The following is a 16,527-nucleotide window of genomic DNA, read 5'->3' as shown; positions in this document are numbered from 1 at the left end:
GCTCATTCCACCGTTTTCAAACTTTCTACCATATCCACTTTTTTCAGCTTAAAGTGGGCCACCACATTAACGATGAGGGAGAACAGGGCGGTCATAGCTGCGGCCAACACATAGGCATACAGAGGAGCGGTACGCCCGAACATAACCAGGTCCACCTCCACCGTCACCACCATCCAGCTGTGGAGGAAGCGGCCCAGCACCAGACCCAAGGCCACGCCGAAGATGGTGAGGAACACATTCTCCCGCAATACGTATGCGGTGGTCTCCCGATCATAGAACCCAAGCACCTTCAAGGTGGCCAGTTCCCGCATGCGCTCGGTGATGTTGATGTTGGTCAAGTTGTACAGCACCACAAAGGCCAGGGCGGCAGCCGCTACAATGATGATGACCACAGCGTAGTTGATGGCGTCCATACTGTCCTCGAAACTGTCCCGAATGGTGGCAATGTAGGAGTACGAACTCACCCCATCCAGTTTCATGAGAGCTTCCGAGGTCTGGTTGGACACGTCTACCCCCACCCCGTCCCGGTAGCCCAGGAGAATCACATTGTCCTCCACACTTGGGCCAAACAGCTGGGTGTACAGGTCCTGAGTCATGTAGATATAGTGGTTGACGTAGTTTTCCGTAATATCGGTGACCACCACTTCCACCCGTTTGTCTCCGTTGAGGGTGATGGTGTCCCCCACCGACACATCCAGCAGTTCAGAGAGTTTCTCGTCAATGACCACGCCGTCCTGGATCAGGTTCACCTGGGAGTGGTCGCTGCGGTGGCGAAGCTCCACAAACTGCTCAAATTCCTCCTGGTCGGACACAGCAAACAGGTACGCATCGTAGGAGATGCCGGTGGAGGAGGTCTCCACCAACTCCTGATAGGAGAACAGGTAGTCATCCACCGCCTCCTCGCCGTTGAGGAAACTCTGTACCTCCCGGTGTTGCTCCTCGGTCAGATCCTCATGGAGGCCCACCGTGGCATCATACTGGGAAATCTCATCAAACTGCTTGTTCAGCACGTCAAAGATGGACTCGTGGAGCCCAAACCCGGTGACAATCAAGGCGGTGCACCCGCCAATGCCAATGACCGTCATCCAGAACCGCTTTTGATAGCGGAACAGGTTGCGCATGGTCACTTTCCAGGTAAAAGACAGTCTGCGCCAAAGGGGCTTAATATATTCCAAAAACACCCGCTTGCCCGCCTTGGGCGCTCTGGGCCGCATAAGGTTGGCCGGTGTATCCACCAAAGTGGACAGGCAGGCCCACACCGCGGCACCGGTGGTACACGCCACCGCCGCCAGCACCGCCAGGACAAACAGAGGCAGCTGCATCTTGTACTCCAGCCCCGGGATGGCATACATGATCTCAAAGGCGTTGGCAATCACCGCCGGGATGAGAGTGGCGCCAATGCCCAGACCCATGAGACCACCCACCAAGCTGGCCACCAGAGCGTAGCCCACATATTTCCACGAAATAGCCAGCCGGGAGAAACCCAGAGCCTTTAGCGCGCCGATCTGGGTGCGCTGCTCCTCCACCATACGGGTCATCGTGGTCAGGCAGGCCAACGCCGCCACCACAAAGAAGATGACGGGGAAAATGCTGGATAGGTTCTCCACACGCTCGGCATCCTGGGCATAGCCCACAAAGCCGGTGTTGGTGTTGCGCCCCAGCACATACCACTCACAGGCTGCCATCTCGTCCAGTTCCTTCTGCCCCTGGTCAATATCCGCCTGGGCCTGGTCCAGTTCCGGCTGTGCATCCGACTTGGCCTGCTCATACTCACGCAGGCCCTTGTGGTACTCCGCCTCTCCCTGATCCAGCTCTGCCTTGGCCTGGGCAAGCTGGCTGCGGCCCTGCTGCTCCTCCCGGTCCAGGGTGTTTTGACCCGCCTGGTATTCCTCTTGCCCCGTGCGGATCTCTTCTGCCGCCTGGGTCAGTTGGCTCAGCGCTCCATCCAGTTCCGCCTGGGCATCGTCCAGCTGCTTTTTCACTTCATCCAGCTGGGCGTACCCTTCCGTCAACTTGGCCTGAGCCTCGTCCAGCTGCGCCTTCTGAGGGGCCAGCTGCTCCACCATCTGGTCGTACATAGGGGTGCCCTCAAAGGGCTTCAAAGCGTCCCAATAGGCCTCATAGCCCTGGGTGACCTGGGCCTGCTGGGCATCCAGCTGCTCCAGATTCTCCTGGTAAGCTGCCAAGCCCTGCTCATATTTCTTCTGGCCCTGCTCATATTCCTTCTGGCCCTGCTCATACTGGGTCTGCGCCTGGTCCAGTTTGGCCTTGGCCTCGTCCAGCTGCGCCTGGCCGTCTTTCACCTTCTGTTCCAAGGTGGCAAGGCCCTGTCGGTAGTCCTCCCACCCCTGGTCCAGCTCCGTTCGAGCGTCCGCCAGCTCTTGGGCGGCCTCGTCCAGTTCCGCTTTGGCATCTGCCAGCTCCTTACGGGCATCGTCCAGCTTTTGCTGGGCCTCTCCCCGCACTTCCTGGTCCCGCAGCCCCGCCCGCTCCTGGGCCAGTCCGTCCAGACCGTCCACCAGGGCGGTCATCTGATCTTCATAGGTCTGGCTGTAGCTGTCCAGCTGGGCCAACCCTTCCCCAGTGAAGTACGCGGTGGTGTATACATCCAGGTTGAAATTCTCCCTGGGAATGTACACCATGGCATCCACGCTGCCGTTGCCCAAACTGGATGTGCCACGGTCCGTGCTGATGTACAGAGGACTTTGCACCGTACCCACGATGGTGAAGGTGGTGCGCTCCAGGCTATCCTGGTCCCCCTCCTCCAGGGTCACCGTGAGGGTGTCCCCCACATCCAATCCCAAGGCGGTGAGAAGCAGCTCCTCGGTGACGCACTCGTCCGCCTGCTCCGGCATCCGCCCTCGCACCAGATTCAGCAGGTTCAACTCTTCCGGCACCGAACGCAGGGACACAATGCTGTCCACCGCTGTGGCATCCACGCTCCACGCGCCCTCTACCTGCTCCACTCCATCGGCTTGGGAGAGGGCCTGCAAATCCTCCTCCGTCAAGCCCATGGTGGACATCACATAGCCGTCCATGAGGTGGTGGGCGTCATAGTAATTGTCTGCGGTGTACTCCATGTCCGGGGCCGTGGCCCGCAGTCCCACCAAAAAGGCCACAGCCAAGGCGGACAGGAGCAAAATCGAGATAAATCGACTGTATGTACGGCGAATTTCCCGCAGGAAGTCCGTGAGCAGTCTGTTCTTTCTGGTCACCATTCAATCGCCTCCACCGGCGTGGGATGCGGATTGCAGGTCATCTCCTCCACACGCCCGTTTTTGATGTGAATGACACGGTTCGCCATGGGGGTCAGGGCCGTATTGTGCGTGATGACCACCACCGTCATGCCGTGCTGGCGACAGGTGTCCTGCAAGAGCTTCAAAATGGCCTTGCCGGTGACGTAGTCCAAAGCTCCGGTGGGCTCGTCGCACAACAGCAGCTTGGGGTTTTTGGCCAGGGCGCGGGCGATGGCCACCCGCTGCTGCTCGCCGCCGGAGAGCTGGGCCGGGAAGTTGCTCAACCGGTGTCCCAATCCCACATGCTCCAACACATCTTTGGCGTCCAATGGATCTTTGCAAATCTGCGCTGCCAGTTCCACATTTTCCAGCGCCGTCAAATTCTGCACCAGGTTGTAAAACTGGAAGACAAATCCGATGTCGTTGCGCCGGTACTTGGTCAGCTGTTGGGCGTTGAAGTCACTGACCTTTGTCCCGTCCACCAAAATCTCACCGCTGGTGCAGGCGTCCATGCCGCCCAACATATTCAGAACCGTGGTTTTTCCCGCTCCGGATGGCCCCACAATAATGGCAAATTCCCCTTTTTCAATGTGGAAATTCACCCCATCCACCGCTTTGATGGTCACCTCTCCCATGATATACTCCTTGCGCACGTCTTTGAAAGAGATATAACTCATAATTACCACCATCCCGCTATATTGTTATCGTAACTATATAGTACACGTTCTTTCCTCCGCCTGCAATCCTTCCTCCACATTGTTCAAAAAAAGTTTATCAATCCCAGTTGGTCTCCTGTGTTATCATTGACTAACCTCCCATCTTTTCGGTACAATCATCCTCAGATAAGGGAGTAATTGGCGGCGCTTTCCCGCGCCGTGGCCTGGTCAACATACTGGCGGCGTGTCCGTCTGGTCGGGTCTGAAACAGTGAGACTTATCCGCTGCATAGGCGGAGAGTCTCTTTTTTTGTGCTCGTTTTTCATTTTTCAGAAAGGTTTGAATGGTATGGGATTTTTGGAATTGTTTATTTTGGCTGTGGGCCTTGCCATGGATGCCTTTGCCGTGTCCATCTGCAAGGGATTGTCCATCCGCACGTTGAAGCTCAAGCACTGCCTGGTGGTAGGCCTTTGGTTTGGCGCTTTTCAGGCGTTGATGCCCACCCTGGGCTACTTTTTGGGCTCCACCTTTGCCCAGCTAGTGCAGGCTCTGGACCACTGGATTGCCTTTGTGCTGCTTCTCATCATTGGCGGCAACATGATTCGGGAGGCTATGAGTGGAGAGGACGAAGAGGTCTCCCCCTCTCTGGCCGCCGGAGGTATGTTCCTGCTGGCGGTGGCCACGTCCATTGACGCGCTGGCCGTAGGGGTCACCTTTGCCTTTTTAAAGGTGAACATCTGGGCCGCCGTGGCCCTCATCGGCGTGTGCACCTTTGTCATCTCAGCTGCCGGTGTGAAAATCGGCAACGTATTCGGCGCCCGGTTCAAGTCCAAGGCAGAGCTGTTTGGCGGCGTGGTGCTGGTGCTCATCGGCTGCAAAATTCTCGTGGAACATTTGGGCCTTCTCAGCCTGTAAGAGCAGTTGACGACGGAGCCGCCGGGTGCTACAATCGAGAAAAAAGCACAGGAGGTTTTTCCCATGTCTGCAACTCGTATTCCTTTCTCTACCTTGCCCGACGGAACAGCTGTGGAGGAGCTGATCCTCACCAATGGCGCCCTTCGCTGCTCCATCCTCACCTATGGCGGAGCCATCCGCTCCCTGGTTGTGCCGGACAAAGACGGCAATCCTGTGGATGTGGCCCTGGGCTTTGATACCATGGAGGACTACATGAGCCAGACCTGCTACATCGGCGCTCTCATTGGCCGCTTTGGCAACCGCATTGGCAAGGGCAAGTTCACTTTGAACGGCGTGGACTACACCCTGGCCACCAACAACGGCCCCAACCACCTCCACGGCGGCGACATCGGCTTTGATAAGAAGATCTGGACGGTGGAGTCTCAGACGGACAACCAGGTAGTGCTCTCCCTCACCAGCCCCAACGGCGAGGAGAACTACCCCGGCAACCTCACGGTTATCGTCACCTACACCTTGCAGGAGGACGGGCTGTCCATTGCCTATCACGCCACCACTGACGCCGACACCCTGTGCAACCTCACCAACCACTGCTACTTCAACCTCTCCGGCCACGCCAGCGGCCCCGTGGGGGAGCAGACCATCTCCATCCAGGCTCAGTCCTACACCCCCACCGACGCCGGTTCCATCCCCACTGGTGAGATCGCCAGCGTGGAGGGCACTCCCATGGACCTGCGTACTCCTGTGGCCATTGGCGCACACTGGGACGACGATTTTGAGCAGCTGACTATGGCCCGTGGTTATGACCACAACTGGGTGCTGGACGGCCATGCCGGACAGCTGCGCCACGTGGCCACCGCCCACTCCTCCGCCACCGGCATCACCATGGAGGTACATACCACCACCCCCGGTATTCAGTTCTACTCCGGCAACTACATGGATGGCTGCCCGACGGGCAAAGATGGCGCCCCCTACGACAAGCGCTGGGGCTTCTGCCTGGAGACCCAGAACTTCCCCGATGCCCCCAACCACGAGAATTTCCCCTCTGCCGTGCTCCATGTGGGAGAGGTCTATCGGGAAGAGACTGTGTACAAGTTCGTTTAACAACTACATAAAAAAGGCCTGTTGCTCTCTGCAACAGGCCTTTTTATTATTTCATTACGTCTTTGTTCTTCCAGAAGTACTCAATGCCGGAGTACACGGTGGTAATCACAATCACCCACACGCACACATGAACCAGAACCTCGGGAATGGGCAAGTGCATCAGGCACAGGCACACCATGGTGGAGAAGGTTTTCACCTTGCCCGACCAGGCAGCAGCAATCACCCGACCATTGTCCACGGCGATGAGGCGCAGACCAGACACGGCAAACTCCCGGGCCACCACAATGACCAGAGCCCACACGGGGAGCATACCCACCGAGGCAAACCAGATCATGGCGGTGATCACCAGAATCTTATCCGCCAGGGGGTCCATGAATTTACCAAAGGTGGTCACCTGGTTGTAATGCCGGGCCACATATCCGTCGGCGAAGTCGGTGACGCTGGCCACCACAAACACGGCCAGGGCCCAATAGGCACTGGTCTCCATATTCAGGTACCAGACCACCAGATATACGGGGATCAAAATCACCCGCAGCATGGTCAATTTATTGGCGGTATTCCATTCCATGTCGTTCACTCCTCAATTTCGCCCGTGAGATCCCCGTCAGACATACCGGTGATCCGGACCCACACAAATTCTCCTGCCTTTACGTCGCCCGCAGCGGTAAACAGCACCCGGCCGTCAATGTCCACCGAGTCGGCGTAGGTGCGGCCCACAAAGCACCCTTCATTGGCATCAAATCCCTCACACAAAACCTCCATGCAAGTGCCCAGGCGCTCCTGGTTGTACTCGTCCATGATGCGGGACTGGAGGTCCACCACCAGCTCCACCCGGCGAGCCGCCACCTCGGGATCCACCTGGTTTTCCATGGCCGCAGCCAAGGTGCCCTCCTCAGGGGAGAACTGGAACACACCGGCCCGCTGGATCTTCTGCTCTTTGAGGAACTCACACAGCTCCTCAAACTCCTCCTTCCCTTCTCCGGGCAGACCACAGATGAGGGAGGTACGGATCACCACCTTGGGCATGGCGGCCCGAAGCTTGGCAAAGAGGGTCTCGATCTCGGCCTTGGTGCTGCGCCGACGCATGGCCTTCAAAATGCCGTCGTTGGCGTGCTGGATGGGAATGTCCAGGTACTTGACGATCTTCCGCTCCTTGGCGATGACCTCAATGAGCTCGTCGGTGACCGCCTCGGGATAGAGGTAGTGGAGACGAATCCAGTGGAAGGGCAGCTTGCACAGCTCGCGCAGCAGCGCCGCCAGCGTGGTGGGCTCCTCCAAATCCTGACCGTAGCGGGTGATGTCCTGGGCGATGACGATGAGCTCCTGCACCCCGTTGTCCGCCAGCTTCTGGGCCTCCTCCAGAATATGCTCCATGGAGCGGCTGCGGTAGCGGCCCCGGAGCTTGGGGATGATACAGAAGGCGCAGCCGTTGCTGCACCCCTCCGCAATTTTCAGGTATGCGGTGTAGGGGGGTGTGGTGACCATCCGCTCCCCGTCCTCGTAGGTGCGGTGGATGTCCCCGAAGTGCTGGGCCTCTTCCCCGGCCATGAGCGCCTCAATGGCGGACACCACGTCGGTGTAGCTGCCGGTGCCCAGCAGGCCGTCCACCTCGGGCAACTCGGTGCGGATGTCCTGGGGGTAGCGCTGGGACAGGCACCCGGTGACCAGCAGCTTTTTCAGCTGCCCCTCTTTCTTCAGCTGGGCCAGCTCCAAAATGCAGTCGATGGCCTCGCTCTTGGCCGCCTCAATAAACCCGCAGGTGTTGAGGACCGCCACGTCCGCCCCCCGGGGCTCCCCGGTGACGTTGTAGCCAGCGGCCCGGCACAGGGCCATCATCTGCTCGGTGTTCACCAGGTTTTTAGAGCAGCCCAGAGACTGGAATGCCACGGTATAACTCATTGGTTCCATCCTTTCACTCCGCCTCTTGCTCCACCTGGCTCAGCACCCGGGAGATCTCCTCCCAGCCAAAGCCACGGCGGGCCAGATAGGCAGACACTTTTTTCAGTTCTTCCCGGGTGGGCGCTGCCCCCCGAAGCTTCTTTTCCACCAGGGCCCGGAGCTTGTCGTCCCCCTGGTCCCGCTCCTCCATGGCCTCGTCCCAGAACTCTCTGGGGACACCACGGCGGTACAGCTCATCCCGAATCTTGGCCGGGCCGTAGCCCTTGCGGCTGTAGTGGCGCACCACCGTGGAGGCGTACTCCCGGTCGTCCACCAGCCCCACCTGGGCCATGCGCTGGGCCACCTCCTGGGCCAGCTCCCGGCGCTGCTGCCGCTGCTCCTCCCCCTCCTGAGGGTCTCTCGTTCTGGGGGACTTGGCGGACAGCTTGCGCTCCAGCTCCCGCTGGGACATGGGCCGGGCGGCCAGAAGGGTGAGGGCCTTGTTGTTCAGCTTAGCCTTCTCCTGGGCCTGTTTGAGCCCCTCCAGCTGCTCCTCACTCAGCTCCATCCCGGCGTAGAGGGAAAAGGACACCACGTCCGCCTCCCCTACCCGCAGCAAGGTGCCGTCCTCCAGCCACACCAGCCACCGCCCCTCAATCCGGGACGATGGCTCTAGCTTTAAAAGTTTCATCCTTCAAAGTCGTCGGCGGACACATCCACGGCCCGACCGGCGGCCCGAGCAGCAATCTGGGACTGCCGGCTCATGAGCTTGAAGGAGTTGGCACGGATCTGATCCTCAATCTCCTGGGCTACCTCGGGGTTGTCGGTGAGGTACTTCTTCACCGCATCCTTGCCCTGGCCCAGGCGGGTCTCACCCATGGAGAACCAGGAGCCGGACTTCTGGATGAGGTCCAGCTTCACGCCCAGATCCACCAGCTCACCCAGCTTGGAAATGCCCTCGCCGTACATAATCTCAAACTCCGCCTCCCGGAAGGGGGGAGATACCTTATTCTTCACGATCTTCACCCGGGTACGGTTACCCACCACTTCGGTGCCATTCTTCAGAGCCTCTACCCGGCGCACTTCCATACGCACCGAGGCGTAGAACTTCAAGGCACGGCCACCGGTGGTGACCTCGGGATTGCCGTACACCACGCCCACTTTCTCACGGAGCTGGTTGATGAAGATGACCACACAGTTGGTCTTGGCAATGGAACCGGCCAGCTTGCGCAGGGCCTGGCTCATCAGGCGGGCCAGCAGACCCACGTGGGAGTCGCCCATGTCGCCCTCAATTTCCGCACGGGGGGTCAGGGCGGCCACAGAGTCCACCACCACCACGTCAATGGCGCCGGAGCGCACCAGGGCCTCGCAGATCTCCAGCCCCTGCTCGCCGGTGTCCGGCTGGGAGATAAGCATGGAGTCGATGTCCACGCCCAGAGCACGGGCATAGGTGGGATCCAGGGCGTGCTCGGCGTCAATAAAGGCCACCTCGCCGCCTCGCTTCTGGGCCTCGGCCACCACATGGAGGGCCAGGGTGGTCTTACCGGAGGATTCCGGGCCGTAAATCTCAATGATACGTCCCTTGGGTACGCCGCCAATGCCTAGGGCGATGTCCAAAGACAGGGACCCGGTGGGGATGGCCTCCACCATCACGTCGGCGTTTTCGCCCAGGCGCATGATGGAGCCCTTGCCAAAGTCCCGCTCAATCTGGGCAATGGCGGTCTCTAAAGCTTTCTTCTTATCCGATGCAGGGCCCACAGGATCTACGGGCTTTTTCTTATCTGCCATATGTCATTCGTCCTTTCCTTGCGTTTGTATGGGTTCCAGGATGCCCTCCACCACACGCCAGTGATTGCCGGGGTCCCGGAAGCTGTGTACCTGAACAAAGCCCCGGTCCTCCATCAACTTCTGGACCGCAGGGGCTTGGTCGTATCCAATTTCAAAGGCCAACTTGCCCTCCGGGCGCAGGGCCCACTTCCAGTGCAGGGTAATGGCCCGGTAAAAGTCCAGGCCGTCCTCTCCCCCGTCCAGGGCCATGTGGGGCTCGTAATCCCGCACCGAGGGGTCCAGCTCCTCCTCCACCACACGCCTGGGAATGTAAGGAGGGTTGCAGAGAATCAGGTCAAAGTCGCCCAACTCTCGATCCGGTGTCTCCAGGGCGTTGGCCCGCACCAAGCTTACCTGATCGGAGAGCTGGTTGCGCAGCACGTTCTGCCTTGCCACCTCCAGGGCCTCCTCCGACCAGTCTGCCAGCACCACCTGGGCGTTGGGGCAGTTATAGGCCAGAGCCAAGCCCACACAGCCGCTGCCAGTGCACAAATCCAGCACCCGGGCCTGGGGCAGGTCCCGTATCGCCAGTATCCCCCGCTCCACCAGCAGTTCGGTGTCCGGGCGGGGAATGAGTACCTGAGGGGTGACGGTGAGGGTGAGGCCGTAAAACTCCCACTCCCCGATCAGATAGGCAATGGGTTCCCCAGCCAGTCTGCGCTGCAACAGCTCCCCCACCTGCTGCTTGGTCTGTTCCCCTGCGTACAGGGACAGATCTCGCAGCACCTCTTCCCGGCGCTTGCCCAGAGCGGCGCACATCAGCTCCATAGCCTCCAGCTGGGCCTGCTCCACCCCCATCTCTTTGAGGGTGCGGCGCACATCTAAGTAAATGTCATTATACGTCTGCACGTAGCTGCCTCCTTCTCACCAGGCATCGGCGCCTTTTTTCTCCGGCAGCACCAGATTCAAGGCGGTGATGGCAACCTCAATCATGCTCTCATCCGGCTCAAAGGTGGTGAAGTTCTGCATCCACATGCCGGGAGCACGCAGTGCTCGGCACAGAGTGTTGTCATGCCCGCCCACATAGCGGTTGAACTCGTAGGTCACCCCCACAATGATGGGCAATAGCACCAGGTGGAGCGCCATACGCAGCAGGGTGTTTTTGATCTCCAAGGGGGTGAAAATCACGATGGAGAGAAAAATGGACACCACAATCACCACAAAGAGGAAGCTGGTGCCGCAGCGGGGATGGTGGCGGGGCTGCTTTTTCACATTCTCTACGGTGAGCTCCAGTCCATTTTCATAGCAGTAAATGGCCTTGTGCTCCGCCCCGTGGTAGGAAAACACCCGGCGCATCTCCTTGGTGCGGGAGCACAACCACAAATAGCACAGGAAAATAGCCACCTTCAGCACGCCTTCCAGCACCGCCTGCACCCACAGGGGCATCTGAGGCCACACCAGACGAACCAGCCCCGTGATGGCAGTGGGGAGCAAAATAAACAGCCCCACCGAAAATGCAATGCCCAAAGCCGCGGCGATGGTGACAAAGATGGACATGGCCTTTTCTTGAGTGAAATGCCGCTCCAGCCACTGTTCCAGCCAGCCCGGTTCCTCCTCTTCCTGCTCCTGGCCGTCCTCGGAAACCTCGGCCGAGTGCATCAGCGCCTTCACCCCGTGCACCATGGCAGAGCCAAAGACAAATACGCCCCGCACCAGAGGCAGCGAAGCCCACTTGCTCCGGGGCTTATTGCGGGTGGTGGTGATATCCAACTCGCCGTTGGGCTTGCGCACCACCACCGCCCGCTTCTCCGGGCCCTGCATCATAATTCCTTCAATCAAAGCCTGACCACCACAGGTGGTCTTATACGGCGTCCCACAGGGGGACGCGGGTTGTTTTGCCATGGGAATGACTCCTTTATCTTACGCATCCAGGGGGTTCCACGGAAGTTCCCCCTGTCGCCCTTCCACGCAACATCTTAGCAGATGGCAGGAAAAATAACAAGGGCTTTCGTACATTTGTTTCATTATTCCAAGGTCATGGGCAGACGTAAGGTGACCACGCAGCCGCCGCCCATAGCGTTTTCAATGTCCAGCGTGCCGCCGTGGCAGGTGACGATCTCCTCGCACACCGCCAGTCCGATACCGGAACCGCGGGCCTTGGACGAGCCCTTATAGAACTTGTACTTGACGTAGGGCAGCTCTTCCTCCGGCACGCCGGGGCCGTAGTCCCGCACCCGAATGGCCACCACATTCCCTTCAGGATGGATGGACACATCCACCTTACCACCCGAACCGCCATGCTTGTCGGCATTGTCCAGCAGGTTGCAGAACACCTGACGCAGCCGCTCCGGGTCGCCACTGATGGGGGGAAACTCCTCTTCGCACTCGATGTAGTCCAACACCAGGCCCTTGCGGCGGAAGAACTCCCGGTAGGTATACACCGCGTCCTCCAGCTCCGCTTTGATGTCGATGGGCTCCACGGACAGGTTAAACCGCCCGGTCTCAATGCGGGAGAACTCCAACAGTTCCTCCACCATGTTGGTCAGGCGGCGGGCCTCAGAGACGATGATGCCCATGCCCTTTTTCACGTCCTCAGCGTCCCGCACCTCGCCGTTGTACAGAGTCTCAGCCCAGCCGTTGATGGCAGTAAGGGGGGTACGCAGCTCGTGGGACACGGAGGAGATAAACTCCGATTGGGTCTTCTCCGCCTGGTCAATTTTCAGGGACATGTCGTTGATGGCGTCCACCAGCTGGCCCATCTCATCGTCCCCCCGCACTTCCATCTGTACCCCGTAACTGCCTGCGGCAATGCGCTTGGCAGTCTCGGTGACCCGGGTCACTGGCTCCAGGATCATGCGGATGAAGTAGGAGGCGTAGAGCACCATCAGGGCGATGATGATCATGCCAATCAGCACACTCACCCCCACCACCTTGAGCATCTGGGCCTGAAGCAGGCGCAGAGAGGTGACCAGACGCACCACCCCCACCACTGAGCCGTTGTACACAATGGGAGCAGAGGCGGCCATCACATAGTCCTGGGTGGAAGTGTCCTCTCCTCGCCAAGTGGCAATGGTTTTGGTGGAAATGGCATCTACAATGTCCTGCCCCTGGGGCGTGGCACCGGAAATATCCATGAGCGAGGTCATGAGCACCTCACCATCTGGAGTAAGAAACTGCACCTCAATGGTGGTTTTCTCCTCAAACTGGTTGATAAACTGGCGGGCTGCGTAGAGATAGGTGGTCTCGGTATAGTTTTGGAACATACCGGCCGCCGTCTGGGCCTTGCTCTCCAGGGTAGCCTGAATGGTAGCCAAATAGTAGTTGTAAATTGCCAGGGAAAAGGCGGACACCGCAATAGCCACAATGGCAAAGGTGGTCACCAGAGTATTGACCAGCCACCGGCGGCGCAGTACACCCCGGCGCACCCCCTTCTTCTTTCCCTGCTCCTCTTTCTGTTTGAGAAAGGGGATCTTCTTCCATATCATGATTGAATCCTCTCCATTTATTCCTTCGCCCTTTAGCAGCCCCATTTATAGCCAAAGCCCCACACCGTATTGATGTAGGTAGGACTTTGGGGGTCGTCCTCCAGCTTGATGCGCAGACGGCGAATGTTTACATCCACAATTTTCAGCTCGCCGATGTAGTCCTTGCCCCACACGGCATCCAGGATTTCCTCACGGGCCAGGGCCTTGCCCGGGTTATCCATAAACAGCTTGACGATGGAATACTCCACCTGGGTCAGCTTCACCCGCTGGCCGTTTTTCTCCAGGGTGCGGTTGCGGGTGTTGAGCAGGAAGGGCGGCTGGGAAATCTCGTCGGACTCTCGGGCCGGCTCCCCACCGGTGCGGCGATACAGCGCATCCACCCGGGCGGTAAGCTCCGCGGGAGAGAAGGGCTTGGTGACATAGTCATCTGCACCGGTCATCAAGCCAGTGACCTTGTCCATCTCCTGGGTACGGGCGGTGAGCATGATAATGCCAATCTGGGAGTTGCCCGCCCGAATGCGGCGGCACACCTCGAAGCCGTCCATCTCACCGGGGAGCATGATATCCAGCAAAGCCACACGCACATCCGGGTTGCGGGCAATCTGCTCCAGGGCCTCCTCACCGGTGCCTGCCTCAATGGTCTCATACCCTGCACGCTTGAGGTTGATGACCACAAAACTACGGATGTTGGATTCGTCTTCCAATACCAATACTTTTTTCATATATGCTCACTCCTTTGTCATTCGCTGTCCCACGCCGCAGTGATGAGGAAGAACCGCTGGGCCAATTCCTCTTGCTCCAGCCCGCAGTCCCACACGCTCTCATCCAAGGCGGCGGCATAAATGGTGGTGCTGTCTCGATACAAGGTCACCCGGCCCGGCAACATGGCCCGAGCCTCCCGGTTGCTTCCCGTCAGACGATAGATGGTCAGAAACGGCTGGGGTTTTGCCCCCTCTTCCCCGGAATAGTGGTAAAAGACCACCGAACGCTCCCCTCGATGGCTCAAAGAGTCGTCCCGGGCCACCGTAATGTGCTCCGGCCAACTGTCTGGCAGCACCAAGTACCACCCGTCGGTCTGGCAGTGATACGTCACGCAGCTCACCGCCAGACTGCCATTTCCATCCACCTGGCACCAATACACCACTGACTCCCCGGATTCTTCCGTCTCCTTGACGTTGGGCAACTGCATGGAGATGGGAATCTCCAGTATGCCGTCCTTGTTGATGTCCGAGAGCATGGCCCCCGTATCCACACGGGCAGTCACCTGACTGTATCCGGCCTCCTTGTTGTACGTGACGTTTCGCATCTGTCCGTTCTGCACCGTCAGCACATCGGTCAACGAGCCGCCGGAAAACAGGGACGAGGCAAACACCGCCGGGGTACCGTCAGACAGTTTGCCAGCCACCATGGAATAAATACCGTAAATTTCGTTGGACAGGCGTGCAGAGGAGGACATAGTCATCACACCGCCGCTGTAATCGTAATATTCCGCCAGATTGATGCCTTCTCCTGTGCTGTCCTGATGACAGACGACAATCTCCTTCACGCCATCCTTGTCCATATCAGAGACCAAGTAACTCTCATTATACGTGGTGCTCATCAGCTCATAGACTCCAGCATCCAACAGTGCGTAGGCCGAGAGGATATGTACCTTGGTACTCATCTGCCAGCTGACAATCAGGTCCAGCACGCCATCTCCCGTCACATCTTCATAGCCCACCGAATTGATGGAGGTTCCATCTCCTTCCACCACATAGGTCAGGCGATAGTTGTTGTCCGCCCCCTTGCGAAACAAGCATACCCGCAGGGGTTTCTCCTCGGCGGACGTCACACGAAGGAACACCGCCGCCATCTCCTGCTGTCCATCTCCGTTCAAGTCCAACAGCTGCACCGTGGAGGTGTTGTCTCCCGAACTGATGGTGGCATACTCCGCCCCCTGCTGGTCCATCACGTCTTGAATGGTGCTTTGTAGCTGGGAATACTCCTCTGGCAAAATGGGCAGAGCATACAACCCTTCCGCCTGCTCGAACATACATCCGCACAAACTCATCGACAGGAAAAGCAGCGTAGCACACAGCCCTACACCGCGCAACACTCGTCTGATCACCGTTCCAACCTCATTTCTTTTGCTGGGCTCCTCCCCGTTGGAAAACCATCCAGGGAGTCTAAGTCTTACCATTATAGTATGATACCACAATCCCCTGCCCTTGCCTATGCTTATTTTCACCTTCTGGAGGTTATTTTTTTATTTTCTTCTTTACAAAGGCTGGATTATCTGCTATACTATCCTAGCGTTCAAGATGCGCCCGTAGTTCAATTGGATAGAGCGTCAGATTCCGGTTCTGAATGTTGGGGGTTCGAGTCCCTTCGGGCGTACCAAGCTGAAAAGCCCTGAAAGCGTTGCACTGCAACACTTTCAGGGCTTTTTTCATGCTCTGGCGCAGTTTGGGAAAACCGCATTTAACCGCATCTGACACCATTTGGGTGGTTGCAAAAGTGGTTGCAAAATACTGTGGTCGGTTTAATCCAAGATGCATCAAACTTTTGCTGCGACAACCGTTTGCCAGACTTCTAAATACACAATTCGCCCGATTGTATTGATAGCCGCGCCAATCTGCTGTACAATTACATTGTTCCCTTCTTTGGAATCTGCATTTCCTGCCCCGGCGATGCAAAACGTCCCGGACCATCTGCCCTGGTGGTCCGGGACGTTTCTATTTCACCGGGATTGTCTCCGCAAGCAACGAATGCGCTTGAGCATCCAAGCCCCAGGCCCCGCAGTGGTACCAATGCCACTGCGGGGTTTTACCATTTATGTGGTCAGCACTTGGTGGCGTAGTCCAAGCTGATCCATCCGGCTCCGGATTTCAGCTTGCCCCAGCGTTTGGCGCCGGGGCCGTCCGCCTCCTCCACAATGGTGTACACGCCGGGCTGGATGACACCCCGGACGGCGGTATTGGTGCCGGGGCCGCTGCGGATGCGCAGTTCGGTCACGGATACCTTGACGGTGTAGGAGGGGGGTGTGGGCACGGAGGCCCCGCCACCCACCAGGGTCAGATCCGCCTTGCGCACGGCCGCCACCACCACGCCGCCGTAGGTGATGACGCAACGGTCGCCGCTGATCTCGCTGACGACATGATCCCGCTCATACACAAAGGATGCCAAACTTCCACCGTCGTAGGTTTTGGCCCCCTGCTTGAGGCGCACCGTGGAACCTTTGACAATTTCCTGGGCGGTGTTGGTGCTTCCACCGGTGGCAGGCGCCTGAGTGGCGCCCATAGCCTTGGACACATCGGTGCGGAAGGTGTCCATGGACTTGCCAAACTTGGGGAACCAGTGCATCACATCGGCGTGATTGCTGGCAATGCCTCGCTGGTAGCCCTCGCTGTGGCAGATGACCACACCGTCGGCCAGAGGGTTGAGGTTGTAGGTCTTGCACAGCATGGCGGTGAGCTCCACCGCCTCCTGGTACACCTTCTGGAAATAGCC

At 58.5% G+C, this 16,527-nt stretch carries 13 protein-coding genes, 1 tRNA gene and 1 pseudogene; 3 read left to right on the top strand and 12 right to left on the bottom strand.

The annotated features are described in order from the left end of the window. Positions 1-2: 2 nt before the first annotated feature. A complete protein-coding gene (locus tag B5G37_RS09030) occupies positions 3-3,218 on the bottom strand; it encodes an ABC transporter permease (RefSeq protein ID WP_087256632.1) in 3,216 nt (1,071 codons plus the stop codon). Continuing rightward, positions 3,212-3,913 (bottom strand): ABC transporter ATP-binding protein, encoded by a 702-nt coding sequence (locus B5G37_RS09025; protein ID WP_204217903.1) that lies wholly within the window; start codon positions 3,911-3,913, stop codon positions 3,212-3,214. Before B5G37_RS09025 ends, B5G37_RS09030 begins: the two co-directional genes overlap by 7 nt. A 327-nt stretch (positions 3,914-4,240) precedes the next feature. Here B5G37_RS09025 and B5G37_RS09020 point away from each other — a divergent pair, with 327 nt between their 5' ends. Both B5G37_RS09020 and B5G37_RS09015 read left to right on the top strand, forming a co-directional pair. After that, positions 4,241-4,807 carry a manganese efflux pump MntP family protein gene (locus B5G37_RS09020; protein ID WP_087256723.1) on the top strand — a complete coding sequence of 189 codons (567 nt, stop codon included), beginning with the start codon at positions 4,241-4,243 and terminating at the stop codon, positions 4,805-4,807. Positions 4,808-4,870: 63 nt separating this feature from the next. Next, positions 4,871-5,908 (top strand): aldose epimerase family protein, encoded by a 1,038-nt coding sequence (locus B5G37_RS09015; RefSeq protein ID WP_087256628.1) that lies wholly within the window; start codon positions 4,871-4,873, stop codon positions 5,906-5,908. A 46-nt stretch (positions 5,909-5,954) separates the two neighbouring features. On the opposite strand, the gene pgsA is transcribed toward B5G37_RS09015, so the two are convergent. The 9 genes from pgsA to B5G37_RS08970 all read right to left on the bottom strand — a co-directional run bounded on the left by pgsA (position 5,955) and on the right by B5G37_RS08970 (position 15,145). Continuing rightward, positions 5,955-6,476, bottom strand: coding sequence for a CDP-diacylglycerol--glycerol-3-phosphate 3-phosphatidyltransferase (pgsA, locus tag B5G37_RS09010; protein ID WP_087256626.1), 522 nt, complete (start codon positions 6,474-6,476; stop codon positions 5,955-5,957). 5 nt (positions 6,477-6,481) lie between these two features. Further along, positions 6,482-7,807 (bottom strand): 30S ribosomal protein S12 methylthiotransferase RimO, encoded by a 1,326-nt coding sequence (gene rimO, locus B5G37_RS09005; RefSeq protein WP_087256624.1) that lies wholly within the window; start codon positions 7,805-7,807, stop codon positions 6,482-6,484. 13 nt (positions 7,808-7,820) lie between these two features. Further along, positions 7,821-8,477, bottom strand: a complete 657-nt coding sequence (locus tag B5G37_RS09000) for a regulatory protein RecX (RefSeq protein ID WP_087256621.1) — start codon at positions 8,475-8,477, stop codon at positions 7,821-7,823. Then, positions 8,474-9,574, bottom strand: a complete 1,101-nt coding sequence (gene recA / locus B5G37_RS08995; RefSeq protein WP_087256619.1) for a recombinase RecA — start codon at positions 9,572-9,574, stop codon at positions 8,474-8,476. The genes B5G37_RS09000 and recA overlap by 4 nt, the downstream gene beginning before the upstream one ends. Positions 9,575-9,577: 3 nt before the next feature. Further along, positions 9,578-10,462, bottom strand: a complete 885-nt coding sequence (gene prmC, locus B5G37_RS08990) for a peptide chain release factor N(5)-glutamine methyltransferase (protein WP_242962847.1) — start codon at positions 10,460-10,462, stop codon at positions 9,578-9,580. 15 nt (positions 10,463-10,477) lie between these two features. Then, positions 10,478-11,455, bottom strand: a complete 978-nt coding sequence (locus tag B5G37_RS08985) for a DUF1385 domain-containing protein (RefSeq protein WP_087256617.1) — start codon at positions 11,453-11,455, stop codon at positions 10,478-10,480. Positions 11,456-11,577: 122 nt separating this feature from the next. Continuing rightward, positions 11,578-13,038, bottom strand: a complete 1,461-nt coding sequence (locus B5G37_RS08980) for a HAMP domain-containing sensor histidine kinase (protein ID WP_242962846.1) — start codon at positions 13,036-13,038, stop codon at positions 11,578-11,580. A 32-nt stretch (positions 13,039-13,070) separates the two neighbouring features. Continuing rightward, a complete protein-coding gene (locus B5G37_RS08975; RefSeq protein ID WP_087256611.1) occupies positions 13,071-13,760 on the bottom strand; it encodes a response regulator transcription factor in 690 nt (229 codons plus the stop codon). A gap of 17 nt (positions 13,761-13,777) precedes the next feature. Next, positions 13,778-15,145 carry a VCBS repeat-containing protein gene (locus tag B5G37_RS08970; protein WP_143482907.1) on the bottom strand — a complete coding sequence of 456 codons (1,368 nt, stop codon included), beginning with the start codon at positions 15,143-15,145 and terminating at the stop codon, positions 13,778-13,780. A gap of 195 nt (positions 15,146-15,340) precedes the next feature. Here B5G37_RS08970 and B5G37_RS08965 point away from each other — a divergent pair. After that, a tRNA-Arg gene (locus B5G37_RS08965) sits at positions 15,341-15,417 on the top strand. Positions 15,418-15,858: 441 nt separating this feature from the next. Here B5G37_RS08965 and B5G37_RS15760 read toward each other — a convergent pair. After that, positions 15,859-16,527: pseudogene (locus tag B5G37_RS15760) on the bottom strand (hypothetical protein); the annotation flags it as partial.

Origin of the sequence: Pseudoflavonifractor sp. An85, assembly GCF_002161235.1 — a bacterium.
GTDB lineage: Bacteria > Bacillota > Clostridia > Oscillospirales > Oscillospiraceae > Enterenecus.
This window is presented reverse-complemented; position numbering and strand designations above follow the sequence as displayed.

Excerpts from the sequence above, each read along its gene's own strand:
- B5G37_RS09020 (WP_087256723.1), top strand. The coding sequence starts at position 4,241 with ATGGGATTTTTGGAATTGTTTATTTTGGCTGTGGGCCTTGCCATGGAT.
- B5G37_RS09000 (WP_087256621.1), bottom strand. The coding sequence starts at position 8,477 with ATGAAACTTTTAAAGCTAGAGCCATCGTCCCGGATTGAGGGGCGGTGG.
- B5G37_RS09015 (WP_087256628.1), top strand. The coding sequence starts at position 4,871 with ATGTCTGCAACTCGTATTCCTTTCTCTACCTTGCCCGACGGAACAGCT.
- rimO (WP_087256624.1), bottom strand. The coding sequence starts at position 7,807 with ATGAGTTATACCGTGGCATTCCAGTCTCTGGGCTGCTCTAAAAACCTG.
- pgsA (WP_087256626.1), bottom strand. The coding sequence starts at position 6,476 with ATGGAATGGAATACCGCCAATAAATTGACCATGCTGCGGGTGATTTTG.
- recA (WP_087256619.1), bottom strand. The coding sequence starts at position 9,574 with ATGGCAGATAAGAAAAAGCCCGTAGATCCTGTGGGCCCTGCATCGGAT.
- B5G37_RS08980 (WP_242962846.1), bottom strand. The coding sequence starts at position 13,038 with ATGATATGGAAGAAGATCCCCTTTCTCAAACAGAAAGAGGAGCAGGGA.
- B5G37_RS09030 (WP_087256632.1), bottom strand. The coding sequence starts at position 3,218 with ATGGTGACCAGAAAGAACAGACTGCTCACGGACTTCCTGCGGGAAATT.
- B5G37_RS09025 (WP_204217903.1), bottom strand. The coding sequence starts at position 3,913 with ATGAGTTATATCTCTTTCAAAGACGTGCGCAAGGAGTATATCATGGGA.
- B5G37_RS08975 (WP_087256611.1), bottom strand. The coding sequence starts at position 13,760 with ATGAAAAAAGTATTGGTATTGGAAGACGAATCCAACATCCGTAGTTTT.
- B5G37_RS08985 (WP_087256617.1), bottom strand. The coding sequence starts at position 11,455 with ATGGCAAAACAACCCGCGTCCCCCTGTGGGACGCCGTATAAGACCACC.